The 14489-nt window shown below is 68.0% G+C and carries 19 protein-coding genes; 8 read left to right on the top strand and 11 right to left on the bottom strand.

Features of this window, described 5'->3' with window-relative positions:
• Nucleotides 1–2: 2 nt before the first annotated feature.
• Together H587_RS0106990 and H587_RS17625 are read left to right on the top strand one after the other, a co-directional pair.
• A complete protein-coding gene (locus H587_RS0106990) occupies nucleotides 3–200 on the top strand; it encodes a hypothetical protein (protein WP_034608757.1) in 198 nt (65 codons plus the stop codon).
• Between the two features lie 58 nt (nucleotides 201–258).
• Nucleotides 259–2046 (top strand): HAMP domain-containing sensor histidine kinase, encoded by a 1788-nt coding sequence (locus H587_RS17625; protein WP_051202512.1) that lies wholly within the window; start codon nucleotides 259–261, stop codon nucleotides 2044–2046.
• A 48-nt stretch (nucleotides 2047–2094) separates the two neighbouring features.
• On the opposite strand, the gene H587_RS0106980 is transcribed toward H587_RS17625, so the two are convergent.
• From H587_RS0106980 to H587_RS21065, 7 genes are all read right to left on the bottom strand, one after another.
• Nucleotides 2095–2952 (bottom strand): Mrp/NBP35 family ATP-binding protein, encoded by an 858-nt coding sequence (locus H587_RS0106980; RefSeq protein ID WP_027175659.1) that lies wholly within the window; start codon nucleotides 2950–2952, stop codon nucleotides 2095–2097.
• A gap of 68 nt (nucleotides 2953–3020) precedes the next feature.
• Nucleotides 3021–4052 carry an inorganic phosphate transporter gene (locus tag H587_RS0106975; protein ID WP_027175658.1) on the bottom strand — a complete coding sequence of 344 codons (1032 nt, stop codon included), beginning with the start codon at nucleotides 4050–4052 and terminating at the stop codon, nucleotides 3021–3023.
• Nucleotides 4045–4677 (bottom strand): DUF47 domain-containing protein, encoded by a 633-nt coding sequence (locus H587_RS0106970; RefSeq protein WP_027175657.1) that lies wholly within the window; start codon nucleotides 4675–4677, stop codon nucleotides 4045–4047. The genes H587_RS0106975 and H587_RS0106970 overlap by 8 nt, the downstream gene beginning before the upstream one ends.
• 264 nt (nucleotides 4678–4941) lie before the next feature.
• Nucleotides 4942–5598 carry a hydrogenase nickel incorporation protein HypB gene (gene hypB, locus H587_RS0106965; RefSeq protein ID WP_027175656.1) on the bottom strand — a complete coding sequence of 219 codons (657 nt, stop codon included), beginning with the start codon at nucleotides 5596–5598 and terminating at the stop codon, nucleotides 4942–4944.
• A 15-nt stretch (nucleotides 5599–5613) separates the two neighbouring features.
• Nucleotides 5614–5961: a hydrogenase maturation nickel metallochaperone HypA/HybF gene (locus tag H587_RS0106960; RefSeq protein WP_027175655.1), complete on the bottom strand. Its 348-nt coding sequence runs from the start codon at nucleotides 5959–5961 to the stop codon at nucleotides 5614–5616.
• A 102-nt stretch (nucleotides 5962–6063) separates the two neighbouring features.
• The gene (locus tag H587_RS0106955) at nucleotides 6064–6405 is read right to left on the bottom strand and encodes an IscA/HesB family protein (protein ID WP_027175654.1); all 342 of its coding nucleotides are present in this window, start codon (nucleotides 6403–6405) and stop codon (nucleotides 6064–6066) included.
• A gap of 111 nt (nucleotides 6406–6516) precedes the next feature.
• Nucleotides 6517–6864, bottom strand: coding sequence for an IscA/HesB family protein (locus tag H587_RS21065; RefSeq protein ID WP_245560835.1), 348 nt, complete (start codon nucleotides 6862–6864; stop codon nucleotides 6517–6519).
• 206 nt (nucleotides 6865–7070) lie between these two features.
• Here H587_RS21065 and H587_RS0106945 point away from each other — a divergent pair, with 206 nt between their 5' ends.
• Genes H587_RS0106945 through H587_RS0106930 form a run of 4 tightly spaced genes read left to right on the top strand, consistent with a single transcriptional unit; the run spans nucleotide 7071 to nucleotide 9308 of the window.
• On the top strand, nucleotides 7071–7628 hold the full coding sequence (locus H587_RS0106945; RefSeq protein ID WP_027175652.1) for a TetR/AcrR family transcriptional regulator: 558 nt from the start codon (nucleotides 7071–7073) through the stop codon (nucleotides 7626–7628).
• 9 nt (nucleotides 7629–7637) lie between these two features.
• Entirely contained in the window at nucleotides 7638–8171 is a 534-nt protein-coding gene (gene pyrR / locus H587_RS0106940) for a bifunctional pyr operon transcriptional regulator/uracil phosphoribosyltransferase PyrR (RefSeq protein WP_027175651.1), read from the top strand.
• 7 nt (nucleotides 8172–8178) lie between these two features.
• Nucleotides 8179–8727 (top strand): homoserine kinase, encoded by a 549-nt coding sequence (thrB, locus tag H587_RS0106935; protein WP_034608755.1) that lies wholly within the window; start codon nucleotides 8179–8181, stop codon nucleotides 8725–8727.
• Complete coding sequence (locus H587_RS0106930; RefSeq protein ID WP_027175649.1) at nucleotides 8724–9308, top strand: hypothetical protein; 585 nt, start codon at nucleotides 8724–8726, stop codon at nucleotides 9306–9308. Before thrB ends, H587_RS0106930 begins: the two co-directional genes overlap by 4 nt.
• Nucleotides 9309–9380: 72 nt before the next feature.
• Here the strand turns inward: H587_RS0106930 and H587_RS0106925 are convergent, their stop codons facing one another.
• Both H587_RS0106925 and H587_RS0106920 read right to left on the bottom strand, forming a co-directional pair.
• Nucleotides 9381–10379: a glycosyltransferase family protein gene (locus H587_RS0106925; protein ID WP_027175648.1), complete on the bottom strand. Its 999-nt coding sequence runs from the start codon at nucleotides 10377–10379 to the stop codon at nucleotides 9381–9383.
• Nucleotides 10376–11197 (bottom strand): WcbI family polysaccharide biosynthesis putative acetyltransferase, encoded by an 822-nt coding sequence (locus tag H587_RS0106920; RefSeq protein WP_027175647.1) that lies wholly within the window; start codon nucleotides 11195–11197, stop codon nucleotides 10376–10378. The genes H587_RS0106925 and H587_RS0106920 overlap by 4 nt, the downstream gene beginning before the upstream one ends.
• Nucleotides 11198–11326: 129 nt before the next feature.
• On the opposite strand from H587_RS0106920, the gene cobT reads away from it, so the two are divergent.
• Together cobT and H587_RS0106910 are read left to right on the top strand one after the other, a co-directional pair.
• A complete protein-coding gene (gene cobT, locus H587_RS0106915) occupies nucleotides 11327–12394 on the top strand; it encodes a nicotinate-nucleotide--dimethylbenzimidazole phosphoribosyltransferase (protein ID WP_027175646.1) in 1068 nt (355 codons plus the stop codon).
• A gap of 13 nt (nucleotides 12395–12407) precedes the next feature.
• Entirely contained in the window at nucleotides 12408–13208 is an 801-nt protein-coding gene (locus tag H587_RS0106910; RefSeq protein ID WP_027175645.1) for a penicillin-binding transpeptidase domain-containing protein, read from the top strand.
• A 43-nt stretch (nucleotides 13209–13251) separates the two neighbouring features.
• On the opposite strand, the gene H587_RS0106905 is transcribed toward H587_RS0106910, so the two are convergent.
• The gene (locus H587_RS0106905) at nucleotides 13252–13542 is read right to left on the bottom strand and encodes a helix-hairpin-helix domain-containing protein (RefSeq protein WP_051202511.1); all 291 of its coding nucleotides are present in this window, start codon (nucleotides 13540–13542) and stop codon (nucleotides 13252–13254) included.
• Nucleotides 13520–14455 carry a hydroxymethylbilane synthase gene (gene hemC / locus H587_RS0106900; protein ID WP_027175643.1) on the bottom strand — a complete coding sequence of 312 codons (936 nt, stop codon included), beginning with the start codon at nucleotides 14453–14455 and terminating at the stop codon, nucleotides 13520–13522. Before hemC ends, H587_RS0106905 begins: the two co-directional genes overlap by 23 nt.
• Nucleotides 14456–14489: the final 34 nt, after the last annotated feature.

Genomic DNA, 14489 nt, shown 5'->3' with positions numbered 1-14489 from the left:
GCATGAGCGATTCCGAATGGGTTCTGGCCGAGAACGTGGCCTCCGAGCCGGGCGAGGCGGAGGTTCTGCTGGCCAAGTGGCACGAGGTGGCCGAGGACATGGCCCTGGTGCCGGAGCTGAACGTGCGCGTGCGCGAGGAGGACGGCCGCGTCCGCGTGGAGGTCAGCCAGGAGCTGTACGACTGCATGAGCGGCTTCTAGGGAGGATGACGGGTCGGCCCCAACCGTGCTAGGCAGCGGGCAGCGTCGGAGGTCGACCATGTTGGAATCCTTTCGGGCCCGTCTTCTGGCCTGGGGCTGGGGCGTGCTCCTCGTACTCCTGGGTCTGCTCGTTTTTTCTCTGTCCTGGACCGAGCGCGAACTGCTTTCCGAAACTGAGCAGCGCGCCGTCCGCCATCTGGAAGCCGTGCGCTGGCTTCTGGCCGACCACGCGCCCATCGACGACCCCGCCCGGCTCGAGGCCTGGGTGGAGACGTTGGGCGCCCGCTCCGGCATCCGCATCAGCCTCATCGACCACGGCCGCGTCCTGGCCGATTCGGAGGTGAGCTTCGAGGGCCTCGGCGGGCTGGAGGACCACTCCCGGCGGCCGGAGGTGCTCCAGGCGCTGGCCGGGGGCCAGGGCATGGACGTGCGCTACAGCGCCACCCTGCGCAAGGACATGCTCTACGCCGCGCGGCGCGTGGAGGCCGCGGGAGCCCTGCCCGCCGGGGTGCTGCGTGTGGCCATTCCCGTGTCCCAGGTGCGGTCGCGGCTGGCGGAGGTGCGCGGCGGCCTGCTTTGGGGCTTCGCCTCGGCCCTGGCCCTGGTGCTTCTGCTCTCCTGGCTGCTGACCCGCAGTCTGACGAGGAGTGTGCGCTCCGTGGCCGAACGCGCCAAGGCCATCGGCGCGGGCCGCTATCAGGACCGGCTCTGGGCCCCGCCGCGCGGCGAGTTCCGGCCCCTGGCCGAGGCCGTCAACGCCATGGCCGCCAGCATCGAACTGCACGTCTCGACCATCGAAACCCAGAAGGAACAGCTCAAGGCCATGTTCGAGGGCCTGTCCGAAGGGGTCATGGTCCTGGACTGCCAGGGGCGTCTGCTGACCTTCAACCGGGCCATGCACGAGATCATACCCCTGCCGCTCACGGCCCCGGGCAAGACCGTGCTCGAACTGACCCGGCGCGTGGAGCTTCAGGACGCCGTGCTGCGGGTTTTGGCGGCGTCCGAGGACCGGCGCGAGGAACTGGATCTGGAGCTGCCCGGGGACCGGCAGCTGCGGGTCAGCGTGGTGCCTTTCGTGGAGCCCGCCGGACGCCGGGTGGTGCTCGTGTTCCACGACGTGAGCGCCTTGCGCCGGGGTGAGCGGGCCTTGCGCGACTTCGTGACCAACGTTTCGCACCAGTTGCGCACCCCGCTGACGAGCATCCGGGGCTACGCCGAGACCCTGCGCGACGCCCCGCCGCCGGACGACAAGGGCCGCACCGCCTTTCTCTCGACCATCATCCGCAATTCCCGCCACATGGAGGGCGTGCTCACGGCCATGCTGGCCCTGGCGCGGTCCGAGGAGTCCGGGCGGCGGGTGGAGCCGGTGGCGGTGGACGCCGGGCTGGTGGCCGAGGAGGCCCTGGCCGACCTGGCCCCGACGGCGGCGGAGAAGCGCGTGCGGCTCGTCTCCGAGCTGCCCGACACGCCGCTGCCGGTGCTGGCCGAGGCCCAGGGCCTGCTGGAAATCTTCCACAATCTGGGGGGCAACGCCCTGCGCCACAGTCCCGAAGGCGGGACCGTGATCCTTTCGGTCCAGGCCGGGCCGGAATGGGTGGAGTTCTCTGTGCGCGACCAGGGGCCCGGCGTGCCCGCCGACTACCGGGAGAAGGTCTTCGAACGCTTCTTCCGGGTGGACCCCAACGCCGTGGACAAGAACGGCAGCGCCGGCCTGGGCCTGGCCATCTGCCGCCAGATCGCGCGCAACTTCGGCGGCGATGTCTGGCTGGCCGAAACCGCCCCCGGAGCCGAGGGAGCGGATTTCCGCTTCCGGCTCAAGACCGCGCCGGGAGATGTGGAGGCATGAAAAAAGGCGGGCCGAGGCCCGCCTTTTCTTTCTTCGAAAGACCCAGGTTCAGCCCAGGGCCAGCATGGGCTCGATGATGGTCCGCATGGCCTTGCCCGTGGGCGTGTCGCCGTGGACCTTCAGGAAGGGGTAGCCCTCGTCGCCGGAGCGCACGACCTCGGCGTCCAGCGGGATGCGGCCCAGGAAGCGCACGCCCATCTCCCGGGCCAGGGCTTCGCCGCCGCCCTTGGTGAAGATGTCGTGGGTCTGGCCGCAGCCGGGGCAGACGAAGCCGCTCATGTTCTCCACGATGCCGAAGACCTCGTTGCCCACCTGGCGCACGAAGGACACCGAGCGGCGCACGTCGTCCACGGCCACGCCCTGGGGCGTGGTCACGACCACGGCCCTGGCGTCCTGCCCCAGGAGTTGGAGCGTGGACAGGGGTTCGTCACCGGTGCCTGGGGGGCAGTCCACCACGAGGTAGTCCAGGTCGCCCCAGGCCACGTCCTGGATGAACTGGCGGATGAGGCCCATCTTCACCGGGCCGCGCCAGATCACGGCCTGCTCCTTGTCCGGGAGCATGAAGCCCAGGGACATGACCGAAAGGGTCTTGCTCCAGGGCAGGGGCTCGATGACCTCCTCGCCGAAGTGCGGCTTCTGGCCGCCCATGGCCAGCAGGCGCGGGACGCTGGGGCCGTGCACGTCCACGTCCAGCAGGCCGACCTTTTTCCCGGCCAGGGAGAGGGCCACGGCGATGTTGGAGGCCACGGTGCTCTTGCCCACGCCGCCCTTGCCGGACATGACCACGAACTTGTGCTTGATGCGCGAGAGGACTTTCTTGAGCTTCACGTCCTCGGGCTTCTGGCCGCAGGAGTCGGGCGAACAGCCCGAGCCGGACGAAGGACAGCTTTTGCAGGAATCGCTCATGTCGTGCTCCTTGAAAAGAAATGGGCCGGTGAAACCGGCCCTTTCAGATAACGCCTCGGGGAGAAATGTCAAACGCCGGGGGCGGCCAAGACGCCGGTGAGACCGAGCAGGCCGAGCAGCTCGAAGATGATCCAGGCCATGAGGGCCGAGCACGGCAGGGTCAGAACCCAGGCCACGACCATGTTTCCGGCGATGCCCCAGCGCACGGCCGAGAGGCGCTTGGAGGAGCCCACGCCGAGCACGGCGGTGGAGATCGTGTGGGTGGTGCTGATGGGCGCGCCGAAGAGCGATGCCCCGGTGATGACCACCGCCGCCGAGGTCTCGGCCGCGAAACCGTGCACGGCCTCCAGCTTGAAGATCTTGTGGCCCATGGTCTTGACGATCTTCCAGCCGCCCATGGCCGTGCCCATGGCCATGGCGCAGGCGCAGGCCAGCTTGACCCAGAAGGGAACGCTGAGGTCGGGAATCTCGTGCCCCACGAACAGGGCCAGGGTGATGATGCCCATGGTCTTCTGGGCGTCGTTCATGCCGTGGCTGGTGGCCATGAAGGCCGAGGAAAGGATCTGGAGCTTGCGGAAGGCGTGGTTCACCCCTCGTGGCGAGGCGTCGTGGAAGGCCCAGGAGAGCCCGAGCATGAGCGCGTATCCGGCCAGGAATCCCGCCAGGGGCGAAAGCACCAGGGGCAGGAGAATTTTTTCCGCGATGGACAGATAGTGCAGGGTGCCGAAGCCCCGGTAGGCCACGGCCGCGCCCATGAGCCCGCCGATGAGGGCGTGCGAGGACGAGGAGGGCAGGCCCAGGTACCAGGTGAGCAGGTTCCAGAGGATGGCGCCGCCCAGCGCCGCCAGGGTCAGGGCCTGGCAGCCCCTGATCATGTCCGGGTGGACGATGCCCGAGCCGATGGTGTGGGCCACCTTCGTGCCGATGAAGGCCCCGGCCAGGTTGAGCACGGCGGCCATGAGCACAGCGCTCCTCGGCGAGAGAACCTTGGTGGAGACGATGGTGGCGATGGCGTTGGCCGTGTCGTGCGCGCCGTTGGTGAAGTCGAAGACCAGGGCCACGATCACGACGCCGACGAGGAGAACGAACGGATCAGGCATTCTTGAGCACGATTCCTTCGATGGTTTTGGCCAGGCCCCAACTGCGGGCCACGGCCTTGTCGATGCGGTCGTACACCTGGTTCCACTTGATGATCTCCAGGATGTTCGCGCAGTTGTCCTTGGCCGAGACGTCGTAGATCTCGGCCAGGCCGCTCAACAGGAGCATCTCGCATTCGCCCTTGAGTTCCTTGACCCGTCGGACGTTCAGCTCGACCTCTTCCTTGCCGCCGAGTTTGGCCAGCATGGCCCCGATTTCGGTGACCATCATCCGCAGGTTGGAGACCATGCGCCGGGCCGGGAAGCGCACCCGGGCGAAGCCGTAGACGCCGATGCGCGCGGATATGGCCTGGATGTAGTTCAGGATGGCTTCTTGGGAAACGTTGATCTCGTGGATGTCTTCGCGGTCGATGGGGGTGATGAAGGTGGTGGAGAGCTGATGGGTGATCTTGCGGGTGATGACGTCGCCTTCGGCTTCGATCATGTTCACGGTCTGGCAACGTTCCTCGCAATCTCCCGCTTCCTGCACGATTTTTTCGAGGACCGTCGCCGCCTGGACAATGGTGCGGTTCTGCTCCCTGAAGAGATCGAAGAACTTTGGGGACTTGGGAAATAGGCTGAAGGACATGGACCCTCCGTCCGGGACTGGCGCGGCGAAAGCCGCTGTGTCACAAAACCAATTACCCGAAATCATTCGATAAAAATGCCAAGAAGCTGCATCGCGGGCGCACGATAACACAACCGTCGCAAAAGTCCATGCCCCGCGAGGATCGAAGGAGGACAAGGCCCCCTGGGCATCACGCCGTGAAAGGGTTCCCGGGTGGGGCCTGGGTCCGGCGGGACGAAAAAAGGGCCGCCCCGGCGGGGCGGCCCTTGCGGTCGCGGGATCGGTTCAGCCGCGTTTGGCGGCCCGGGCCCGGCGCAGCCAGCCGTACCATTGGTCCAGGCCCTCGCCGTTCCTGCAGGACACGGGCAGGACGTGGATCTCGGCGTTCAGCTTGCGGGCGTGGGCCGAGGCCCGCTCCAGGTCGAAGTCCACATAAGGCAGCAGATCGGTCTTGTTCAGGAGCATGACCGAGGAGATGTGGAACATGAGCGGGTATTTTTCGGGCTTGTCGTCGCCCTCGGTGACCGAGAGAATCGAAATCTTGTGGTCCTCGCCCAGGTTGAACTCGGCCGGGCAGACCAGGTTGCCCACGTTTTCGATGAAGAGGATGTCCAGGCCCTCGGTGTCGATGCTCTTCAGGGCGTCCAGGACCATGCCCGAGTCCAGGTGGCAGCCGCCCTCGGTGTTGACCTGCACGGCCTGGGCCCCGGTGGCGGCCACGCGGCGGGCGTCGTTGTCGGTCTGGAGGTCGCCCTCGATGACGGCCATGCGGAATTCGTCCTTGAGGTCGGAGAGCGTCCGCTCCAGGAGCGAGGTCTTGCCCGCGCCCGGCGAGCTCATGAGGTTCAGGCAGAGGATGCCCTTGGCCCGGAAGATCGCGGCCAGGGATTCGGCGAGGCGGTCGTTGGCCTCCAGGACGTTGCGCACGACGGGAATTTCCATGTCTTCTCCCAGGGCCTAGTCGGCCTCGATGGATTCGATGAGCAGTTCCTTGCCGGCCAGCACTTCGTGGCCCAGGAATTCGCCGCATTTGGGGCAGGGCATGTAGTGTCGGTCCTCGGGGGCGAACTCGGTCTTGCAGGAGCCGCAACGCACCTTGAGCGGCACCTCCTCGACGATCAGCTCCACGCCCTCCAGCTCCGAGCCCGGGGTCAGGGCCTCCCAGGCGAAGGTCAGGGCCTCGGTGACGGCTCCGGCCAGGGCGCCGTTGCGCACCCGCACCCGGCTGACCTTGCCCAGGTCGTGCCGGTCGCGCTCCTCGAGGATGATGGTCATCATGCTCTGCACCAGGGAAAGTTCATGCATGGGAGGGTGGCTTACCCCAATTCAGGGCCAGCGGCAAGGCGCGGACAAAAGGAAAGGGCGGCTTCCCGTGGGAAACCGCCCTTCGGCGTCAGGTTCGTCGGCTCAGCCGCCGCAGGAGCTGCCGCTGCTGCCGCAGCCGCCGCAGGTGCCCGAGGAGGCGCAGGATCCGCCGCCTTCCAGCGGATTGTCCGACTCCACGGAGAAGCCGTAGGGAGTCATGTCCACGCGGATGTTCCCGGTCTGGGCCAGGAGGGCCTTGTCCACCAGGAAGGTGAACCCTCCGGCGGCGAAGCTGTCGTCGTTCTCGCGCGGATCGTCCAGAGCCAGGGCCAGACGGGGTCCGGAGCAGCAGCCGCCTCCGGCGTAGACCCGGATGGGGCTCGCGGTCTTGTCCGAGAAGTAGTCCTCGAGCTGCTTTTTCGCGGCATCGGAAAGTTCGACCATGGGCATATCCTCCTTGGGATGTTCAGGCCTGGGAGCGCACTGCCGGATGCCGCCGGAAAATTCCGGGGCGGCATCCTTTCGGACGCCGCCCCGGCCATTGGTCCGAAAAGGTCAGCAGGAGCAGGATCCGCCTGTTCCGCAGGATCCGCCCGTGCTGCAAGAGCCGGAGGAGCAACCGCCGCCTCCTCCGCCGACGGGTTTCTCGGAGGTGACCGAGAACCCGTAGTAGGTCATGTCGATTTGGATGGTCCCGGTCTGGGTCAGGAGATCCTTTTCGACCAGAAACGTGAATCCGCCTTCGTTGAATGTCTCGTCGTCCTGATGCGGCTCGTCCAGAGCCAGCGAGAGCCGAGGCCCCGCTCAGCCGCCCGTGGACAGGTAGACCCGGACGGGGGTGACATCCTTGTCCGCGAAGTAGCCTTCCAGCTGCTTTTTCGCGGACGGGGTGAGTTCGATCATGTCTTCCTCCTTGCGCTCTGCGCGGCAAACAGAGGTAAGACCGCGGCCCATTTTTGTCAAACAGGAAGTTGACCGCCGAACCCGGTCTGTTGACCACGATGCGGGCTTGGGCTAACGTCGCCCAAGCTCCTGATTGAGCGATCACTTCAGGCCGCCGGGCCGCGCCAGCGACCGGATCGGCTCGACAACGAAACCGAGGTTCCGCCATGACGACCAAGGAACTCATCCTCAACACCGCCAAGGAAATGATCGCCGAGGTGGGCTTCCACAGGACCACGACAGCCAGCCTGGCCAAGCAGGCGAACATATCCGAAGGCACCATCTACCGCCACTTCGAGAGCAAGGAGGACATCCTGCTCCAGATCCTGCGCGACCTGGAGGAGGCCTATTCCCGCTTCATCGTCCAGTGCCGGGAGACGACCGACGGCGCCTACGGGACCATAGAAAAGGTTCTGGAGAACCATCTTTCCTTCGTGCGCGCGAACGAGGCCGACATCAAGATCGTGCTCTCCACCTACGGCATCCTGGACGCGGCCAAGAAATCCATGGCCTCCCTGGTCTACCGCATGGAATCCTTCTTCGAGGACTGCCTGCGCAAGGCCAAGGCCAAGGACGCCATCCAGGAGGGCGTGCCCGAGCGGCAGACCGCGCTCATCCTCGTCACGCTGCTCTTCGGGCTCATGCGCCTCAAGCTCTATTGGCCCGAGGTCGAGGATCTCTCCAACCCGGCCGTGGACTTCTGCCGCCGCAGCCTCGTCAAGTAGGACGCCGCCATGGAACAGTGCCGCACCGTGCTGGGCAGCCGGGAGATGGCCCGGACCCTGGACCGGCTGGCCTCGGAAGTCATCGAACGCCGGGGCGAGTCCGAAAAGCTCGCGCTCATCGGCATCCAGCGCCGGGGCGCCGATCTGGCCGAACGGCTGAAGAAGCGCCTGGACGAACGCCTGGGGCGGCGCATTCCCCTGGGCAAGCTGGACATCAACCTCTATCGGGACGACTGGTCCAGCCTGGAGATCCAGCCGCGCATCAACTGCACCGAAATCCCCTTCGATTTGGAGGGGGCCAGCGTGGTCCTGGTGGATGACGTGCTCTTCTCCGGCCGGACCATCCGCGCCGCCCTGGAGGCCATTCTGGACTACGGGCGTCCCAAGCGGGTGGAGCTGCTCGTGCTCATCGACCGGGGTCACCGCGAGCTGCCCATCCAGGCCGACTACGTGGGCAAGAAGGTGAGCACCCAGGACCATGAGCACGTGAATGTGCTCGTGGCCGAGCGCGACGCCGAAGACAAGGTCTGCATCGTCCGCTGACCCCGCCATGATCGCCACTTCCGCCGTCCTCCTGCCCCGCGACGACACCCCGCGCCGCTGCCTGAGCCTCATCGGCATGGCCGGAGCGGGCAAGTCCACCCTGGGGGCGCTGTTGGCCCGCCGCCTGGACTGGGCCCACCTGGACACCGACCGGCTCCTGGAGTCCTACTATGGCCTGCCCCTGCAACAACTCCTGGACAGCGTGGGTCTGGAGACCTTTCTTCAACTGGAGGAACATCAGGTGGGCAGCCTGGGCGCGCAGCGGGTGGTGATCTCCACCGGCGGCAGCGTGGTCTATTCCCGGCGCGCCGTGGACCGGCTCAGGATGCTCGGGCCGGTGGTTTTTTTGGAGATCGACCTGGCGACCTTCCTGGAGCGCGTGGGGCACGGCGGCGGGCGGGGTCTGGCCGTGAGGCCGGGCAGGAGTTTCGAGGAACTGTACGCCGAGCGCCAGCCGCTCTACCGCGCGGCCGCCGACTTCAGCGTGGACACCGGAGCCGGAAGCCCGGAGGACTGCGCCGTGCGCATCCTGGACTGGTTCGGAGAGAAAGCGTGAAAACGACGCCCCAGGCGGTCTTCCGCAAGCTGGCCGCCCTCTATGAGCGCATGGGCATAGCCTACGACGCCTCGGCCCAGGGGCTGGGCCTGAGCTGTTCCGGCTGCGCGGACAACTGCTGCCGGAGTTTCTTCCAGCACCACACCTACGTGGAGTGGGCCTATCTCTGGCAGGGCCTGGAGGCCATGCCGGAGGACCGCCGCCAGGAGTATGAGCGTCGGGCCGCGGCCTACCTGCGCGAGGCCCGCGAGGCCCTGGACCGGGGCGAGCGCCCGGCCGTCATGTGCCCGCTCAACGACGACGGACTCTGCGGCGTCTATTCCCACCGTCTGATGATCTGCCGCCTGCATGGGGTGCCCACCGTGACCGTGCGCCCGGACGGCGGCCGCCAGACCTTCCCGGGCTGTTTCCGCTCCCAGGAGCTGTGCGCGGGCCGGGAGGACTTCCCCGTGCTCGACCGCACCGCGCTCTACCGCGACCTGGCCCGTCTGGAGATGGAGTTCCTGGGCTCCCGGCTGCGCCAGTTGCCCCGGGTGGACCTGACCCTGGCCGAGATGATCGTCTCCGGCAAGCCGCTGTAGCGGGCCGTCGAAAAATCCCCGCCGGCCGCGATTCTCGAACGGCTCTGGGAAGGGGCGCGCCGCAACGCGTCGCTAGTGTTTCGCCGCCTTGAGGTAGGCCGCCCGAGCCGCCGGTTCCCGGGCCGCCTCGGCCCAGTGCAGGTATACGAGCTTCAGGTACGTCTCCCGGATCTCCCGGGCCCGCTCCAGGCGTTCGGCCACCACGGCGGCCGCGTCCAGCCCGCGCACGGCCTCGGCCACGGCCCTGGCCCGGTGGATGGGCCGGTGTGCGGTCTCCACGGCCAGTCGCCCGGCTTCGGCCACCCGCGCGGCGCGTTCCGGATCGGCCAGCAGTTCCTCCACCAGCCGCACCAGTCCGTCCATGTCATCGGGATCGTAGACGAAGAGATGCTCTCCGTCGCGGAACAGCTCGTCCTGGCCGTGTCCCACCCGGGGGGTGAGCAGGCAGGCCCCGCAGGCCAGGGCCTCCACGACCCGGAAGTTGAGATCCCCGCGTTCGGCGATGTTCAGGCCCAGCCGCGCCCGGGGGTAGAGTTCGCGGAACACGCCCCGGCGTACCGCCAGACCCGGCAGGCGGCGGCCCAGCTCGGCCAGGAACGCGGCCCGGCCGGGCGTGGTCTCGGGGTCCACGGTGCCCGCGAAGAGCAGATCCCATTCCGGCTCCACGCGTCCGGCCGGGGGATGGTGGCCGTGGTCCGCGAAGGGCGGCAGCCAGACCACCCGCTCCGGGGGCAGGCGCAGGCGGAAGCGCGGCAGATGGTCCTTGAGGCTGACGAAGCAGAGGTCGAAGCCCTGGGCCCAGGCCGGATACCAGGAGTGGATGTGCGAGTCGATGCACCAGAAGGCCGTGAGGCAGGGCAGGGTCTCCAGGCCCACGATCGGCGGCGGCAGGCTGCGGTCGAGGTAGAAGAGCAGGTCCGGCTCCAGCCCGGCGCGGCGGCGCACGCCGTCCCAGTCCAGGATTTCGCCCCGGGCCAGGGGCAGATGCCGGACCTCGAGGCCCAGCTCCTTGAGGGACGGGGAGAAGAACGTCCCGCCCAGGCAGACGACGGTTTCAACGCTGTTCTTCATCGCAGGTGGAGGTAGGCGGTGAAGTCGTCGATGCCCAGCAGGCGGCAGTCCACGTAGGCCTCGGCGTACTGGGCGAAGGTCTTCTTCTTGCCGAAGACGCGGTATTCGGTGTCCGGCCCGGCGAAGGGCAGACCCAGGAACTCGGCCACCTGGGGGTGGATGGGCATCTGGAACTCGGGAAAGAGCCGCGCCGCGGAGAGCAGGTCGGCCTCGGCCGGGGCCGTCAGGCCCAGCTCGGCCAGCACGCCCCGGGCGGCCAGGGCCATGAGTTCCGGTCCGGGGTGATTCACCGTGTTGAAGAGCATCTTCTCACGAAAGCCCGCCAGCACGGCGTCCAGATAGCGCACCGGGGTGTGGGCCTGACGCCGCCGCTCACGCTCCAGGGATTCGTCCAGGAGCGCCTGGAGGTCGTATTTTCGGGCCAGGTCCGTGCGCAGGTACAGATGCAGGATTTCGGCCTTGGACAGGCCCATGTCCAGGAGATGGTCCAGGAAGCGGTCGCGGAAGTCGAAGCCCGGAGCGTTGTGCCAGAGCGGCCAGTAGCCCATGAAGAACATGTTCGGCACGCAGAGGGCCGCCGCCTCGCGGGGGATTTTCTTCAGCAGGGCCTCGGAGGAGAGATCGCCCCACTGCGGGCCCAGGTGCTGGTAGAGAAACAGGCCGCAGGAGGCCAGGGCCTCGTCCGGCACCGGCTCGCGGGTGTAGTTGGTGAACAGGCGGATGTCGTGGCGCGCTGCGAATTCCGGGCAGAGCCGCAGCAGCGCGGCCAGGGGGTCGCCCTGGCAATTGGCGTGCAGGACGCAGAGTCGGCGTTCCATGTCGGCCAGCCGTAGCACAGTGCCGCTCGGCCCGGCAACCGCCGGGGAACGCCGGGGGGGCGGGGGTTTACAGAACCCGCGTCCGGGGCGTATCAGCGGGTGTTCCGCAACTCAGTCTGGAGACACTTCATGCGCAAGGAACTGGAAGCCGTCGTCGCCGCCATCCGGCCCGTGGACTACGCGGGCCTGGAGCCCGCCGCCCGGGCCCACCTGGACAACCTGACCAAGCCGCGCGGCAGCCTGGGCCGCCTGGAGGACCTCGCGGTCCAGCTTTCCTGCGTCCAGGACGGCGGCCGTCCCCGCGCCGACCCGGCGCGGATATACACCATTGCCGGCGACCACGGCGTGGCGGAAGAGGGCGTGAGCCTCTTCTCCCAGGAAGTGACCCGCCAGATGGTGCTCAACTTTCTGAACGGCGGCGCGGGCATCAACGTGCTCTGCAAGACCTCCGGCGTTCAGCTCTACGTGGTCGACGCGGGCTGCCTGGGCGATGACTTCGACGAGCACCCGGCCCTGATCCGGGGCAAGGTGGCCCAGGGCACGGCCAATCTGGCCAAGGGCCCGGCCATGACCGGTGACGAGTGTCTGGCCGCGCTGCTTCTGGGCGTGTCCCTGGCCGACCGCGCGGCCGCCGAGGGTGTGCGCGTGCTCGGCACCGGCGACATGGGCATCGCCAACACCACGCCGTCCACGGCCCTCTACTGCGCCTACCTGGGGCTTTCGGCGCGCGGGATGACCGGCCCGGGCACCGGGCTCGCCCCCGACGCCGTGGCCCGCAAGATCGGCGTGGTGGAGCGCGGCTTGGCCGCCAACGCCGGGGTCGTGGCCTCGGCCGACGCCTTCGGGATTCTGGCCGCCCTGGGCGGGCTGGAGATCGCCTGTCTGGCCGGACTCATTCTCGGCGGGGCGAAAAACCGCCAGGTGGTCTGCGTGGACGGCTTCATCTCCACGGCGGCCTACACCGCCGCCGCCCACATCTGCCCGGACGTGCGCGGGTATTGCGTGCTGTCCCACGCCTCGGCGGAACCGGGCCACGCCCGGGCCGTGGCGGCCCTGGGGCTCAAGCCGGTGCTCGACCTGGGCCTGCGCCTGGGCGAGGGCACGGGCGCGGCCATGACCGTCTTCCTGCTGCGCTGCGCCGCCGACATCTTCAACAACATGGCCTCGTTCGCCGACGCCGGCGTGAGCGAAGGCTGAAAAGGGAAAAGTCATGCGTCGTCTGTCCATCGTCCTGGGCGCGCTGGTCCTGCTTCTGGCCGCGTTGGCCTGTTCCAAGGAACCCCGCCTGGAAGGCCGGGAGAACTTCGGCCGCTTCTTCGCCCAGTACGGGGTCAACGGCTCCTTCGTGCTCTACGATCCGCGCCGCGAGAGCCTGGTGATCTACAACCACGAGGTGGCCGAGCGGAACTTCCCGCCCTGCTCGACCTTCAAGATCGTGAACGCGCTTCTGGCTCTGGACAGCGGGGCCGTGTCCGGCCCGGATCAGGTTTTCCATTGGGACGGCAAGGACCGGGGCAACCCGGCCTGGAACCGCGATCTGACCATGAAGGACGCCTTCCGCTCCTCGGCCGTCTGGGTCTTCCAGCAGATCGCCGACGGCATGGGCCGGGAGTCCATCCGCAACCGCCTGTCGCAGATGAACTACGGCAACGCCGAGACGAGCGGGCCGGACCCCTTCTGGATCGAGGGCGATCTGCGCATCTCGGCCCTGGGACAGGTGGATTTCCTGCGCCGCCTGAGCGCCGGGGAGCTCGTTTTCTCGGAGAAGGCCCAGAAGGCGGTCAAGGACATGATGGTCCTGGAGCACGACGTGGAGGGCCGCATCCTGCGCGGCAAGACGGGCATGACCGAGAAGAACGGCCTGCGGCTGGGCTGGTTCGTGGGCTGGGTGGAGAAGGAAGGGAAGAATTATCCCTTCGCCCTGAACATCCTCTCCGACAATCCGCGCGCGGACTTCATGGAGGCCCGCCAGGCCATCGTGCGGGAAATCCTCAAGACGCTCTGGATTTAGGCGGCCGCCGGCGCATGACGGGAGGGACGATCCGAAGCGCCCGTCAGGCGCGGTCCTTCCAGTTCCACCACAGGCGCAGCGCGGGGTCCGGGCCGCCGGTTTCGGCCACATGCACCGCGCAGCGGAAGACGTAGAGCACGCAGCGGTCCACGTGGCGACCCTCCAGGGCCTCCAGCCGCCGGTACATCTCTTCGGGGTCGGCCCCGCGCAGGTCGTCCGGCCGGTGAAAGCCCAGGCGCAGCAGATCGCGGGCCATGCTCGGGCCGATGCCCGGCAGGGCTTGCAGGGCCTTCAGCGCGGCCCTGTCGGGATCAGTGCCTGATTCCCGCGGCATAGACTTCCTTCAACACCTCGGCGGCTCCGGCGGCCAGCACCCGGCGGGCCAGTTCGGCCCCGATCTCCCAGGCCTCGGCCACGGGCCCGGCGTGTTCCAGGCGCACGGCCCGGCCGCCCTCGGTGTCGGCCACGAAGCCGGTGAGATGCACGATCCCTCCCATCACCTGGGAATGGGCCGCGATGGGCACCTGGCAGCCGCCGTCCAGGCCGGTGAGGAAGCCGCGTTCGGCCCGGACCCGGATCTTCGTTTCCGGATGGTCCAGGAAGGCCAGCAGCTCGGCCACTTCCGGCCGGTCCGCGCGGTACTCGATGCCCAGGGCTCCCTGGGCCACGGCGGGCAGGAAATCCGGCGGTCCGAGAACTTCGCTTTTGGGCGCGGAGAGACCCAGGCGCTTGAGCCCGGCGGTGGCCACCACGATGGCGTCGTACTGTCCTTCCACGAGCTTGCGCACCCGAGTGTCCAGGTTGCCGCGCAGCGACTCCACCCGGAGGTCCGGGCGCAGGGCCTTGAGCTGGGCCTGGCGGCGCAGGCTGCTCGTACCGACCCTGGCCTCCCTGGGCAGGGCCTTGAGCCCGTCGAAGTTCACGGACAGGAGCGTGTCGGTGCAGTCCTCGCGCTCGGGGTTCACGCCCACCACCAGCTCGGGCGGCAGCTCCGTGGGCACGTCCTTCATGCTGTGCACCGCGATGTCCGCCCGGCCGTCCAGCAGGGCTTCCTCGATCTCCTTGACGAACAGGCCCTTGCCGCCCACCTGGGCCAGGGGCACGTCGAGGATCTTGTCGCCCATGGTCTTGATCGTGAGCAGGTTCACGGAAAGGCCGGGGTGACGGGCGCGGAGCAGGGCCGAGATGTGCTCGGCCTGCCACAAGGCCAGGGCGCTGCCCCGGGTGGCGATGGTCAGTGTCTTCATGGACATCCTTTCGGGCTCATGCGGGAGAGGCCGC

This window comes from Desulfovibrio aminophilus DSM 12254 (assembly GCF_000422565.1).
In the GTDB taxonomy this organism is placed as follows: domain Bacteria; phylum Desulfobacterota; class Desulfovibrionia; order Desulfovibrionales; family Desulfovibrionaceae; genus Aminidesulfovibrio; species Aminidesulfovibrio aminophilus.
The sequence above is the reverse complement of the archived record's forward strand: the minus strand, read 5'-3'. Positions and strand labels throughout refer to the sequence as shown.

Excerpts from the sequence above, each read along its gene's own strand:
- H587_RS0106955 (WP_027175654.1), bottom strand. The coding sequence starts at position 6,405 with ATGGTCGAACTTTCCGATGCCGCGAAAAAGCAGCTCGAGGACTACTTC.
- H587_RS0106980 (WP_027175659.1), bottom strand. The coding sequence starts at position 2,952 with ATGAGCGATTCCTGCAAAAGCTGTCCTTCGTCCGGCTCGGGCTGTTCG.
- H587_RS0106990 (WP_034608757.1), top strand. The coding sequence starts at position 3 with ATGAGCGATTCCGAATGGGTTCTGGCCGAGAACGTGGCCTCCGAGCCG.
- hemC (WP_027175643.1), bottom strand. The coding sequence starts at position 14,455 with ATGAAGACACTGACCATCGCCACCCGGGGCAGCGCCCTGGCCTTGTGG.
- H587_RS17625 (WP_051202512.1), top strand. The coding sequence starts at position 259 with ATGTTGGAATCCTTTCGGGCCCGTCTTCTGGCCTGGGGCTGGGGCGTG.
- H587_RS0106960 (WP_027175655.1), bottom strand. The coding sequence starts at position 5,961 with ATGCATGAACTTTCCCTGGTGCAGAGCATGATGACCATCATCCTCGAG.
- H587_RS0106970 (WP_027175657.1), bottom strand. The coding sequence starts at position 4,677 with ATGTCCTTCAGCCTATTTCCCAAGTCCCCAAAGTTCTTCGATCTCTTC.
- thrB (WP_034608755.1), top strand. The coding sequence starts at position 8,179 with ATGATCGCCACTTCCGCCGTCCTCCTGCCCCGCGACGACACCCCGCGC.
- H587_RS0106925 (WP_027175648.1), bottom strand. The coding sequence starts at position 10,379 with ATGAAGAACAGCGTTGAAACCGTCGTCTGCCTGGGCGGGACGTTCTTC.
- H587_RS0106905 (WP_051202511.1), bottom strand. The coding sequence starts at position 13,542 with ATGCCGCGGGAATCAGGCACTGATCCCGACAGGGCCGCGCTGAAGGCC.
- H587_RS0106910 (WP_027175645.1), top strand. The coding sequence starts at position 12,408 with ATGCGTCGTCTGTCCATCGTCCTGGGCGCGCTGGTCCTGCTTCTGGCC.
- cobT (WP_027175646.1), top strand. The coding sequence starts at position 11,327 with ATGCGCAAGGAACTGGAAGCCGTCGTCGCCGCCATCCGGCCCGTGGAC.
- H587_RS0106920 (WP_027175647.1), bottom strand. The coding sequence starts at position 11,197 with ATGGAACGCCGACTCTGCGTCCTGCACGCCAATTGCCAGGGCGACCCC.
- H587_RS0106945 (WP_027175652.1), top strand. The coding sequence starts at position 7,071 with ATGACGACCAAGGAACTCATCCTCAACACCGCCAAGGAAATGATCGCC.
- hypB (WP_027175656.1), bottom strand. The coding sequence starts at position 5,598 with ATGGAAATTCCCGTCGTGCGCAACGTCCTGGAGGCCAACGACCGCCTC.
- pyrR (WP_027175651.1), top strand. The coding sequence starts at position 7,638 with ATGGAACAGTGCCGCACCGTGCTGGGCAGCCGGGAGATGGCCCGGACC.
- H587_RS0106975 (WP_027175658.1), bottom strand. The coding sequence starts at position 4,052 with ATGCCTGATCCGTTCGTTCTCCTCGTCGGCGTCGTGATCGTGGCCCTG.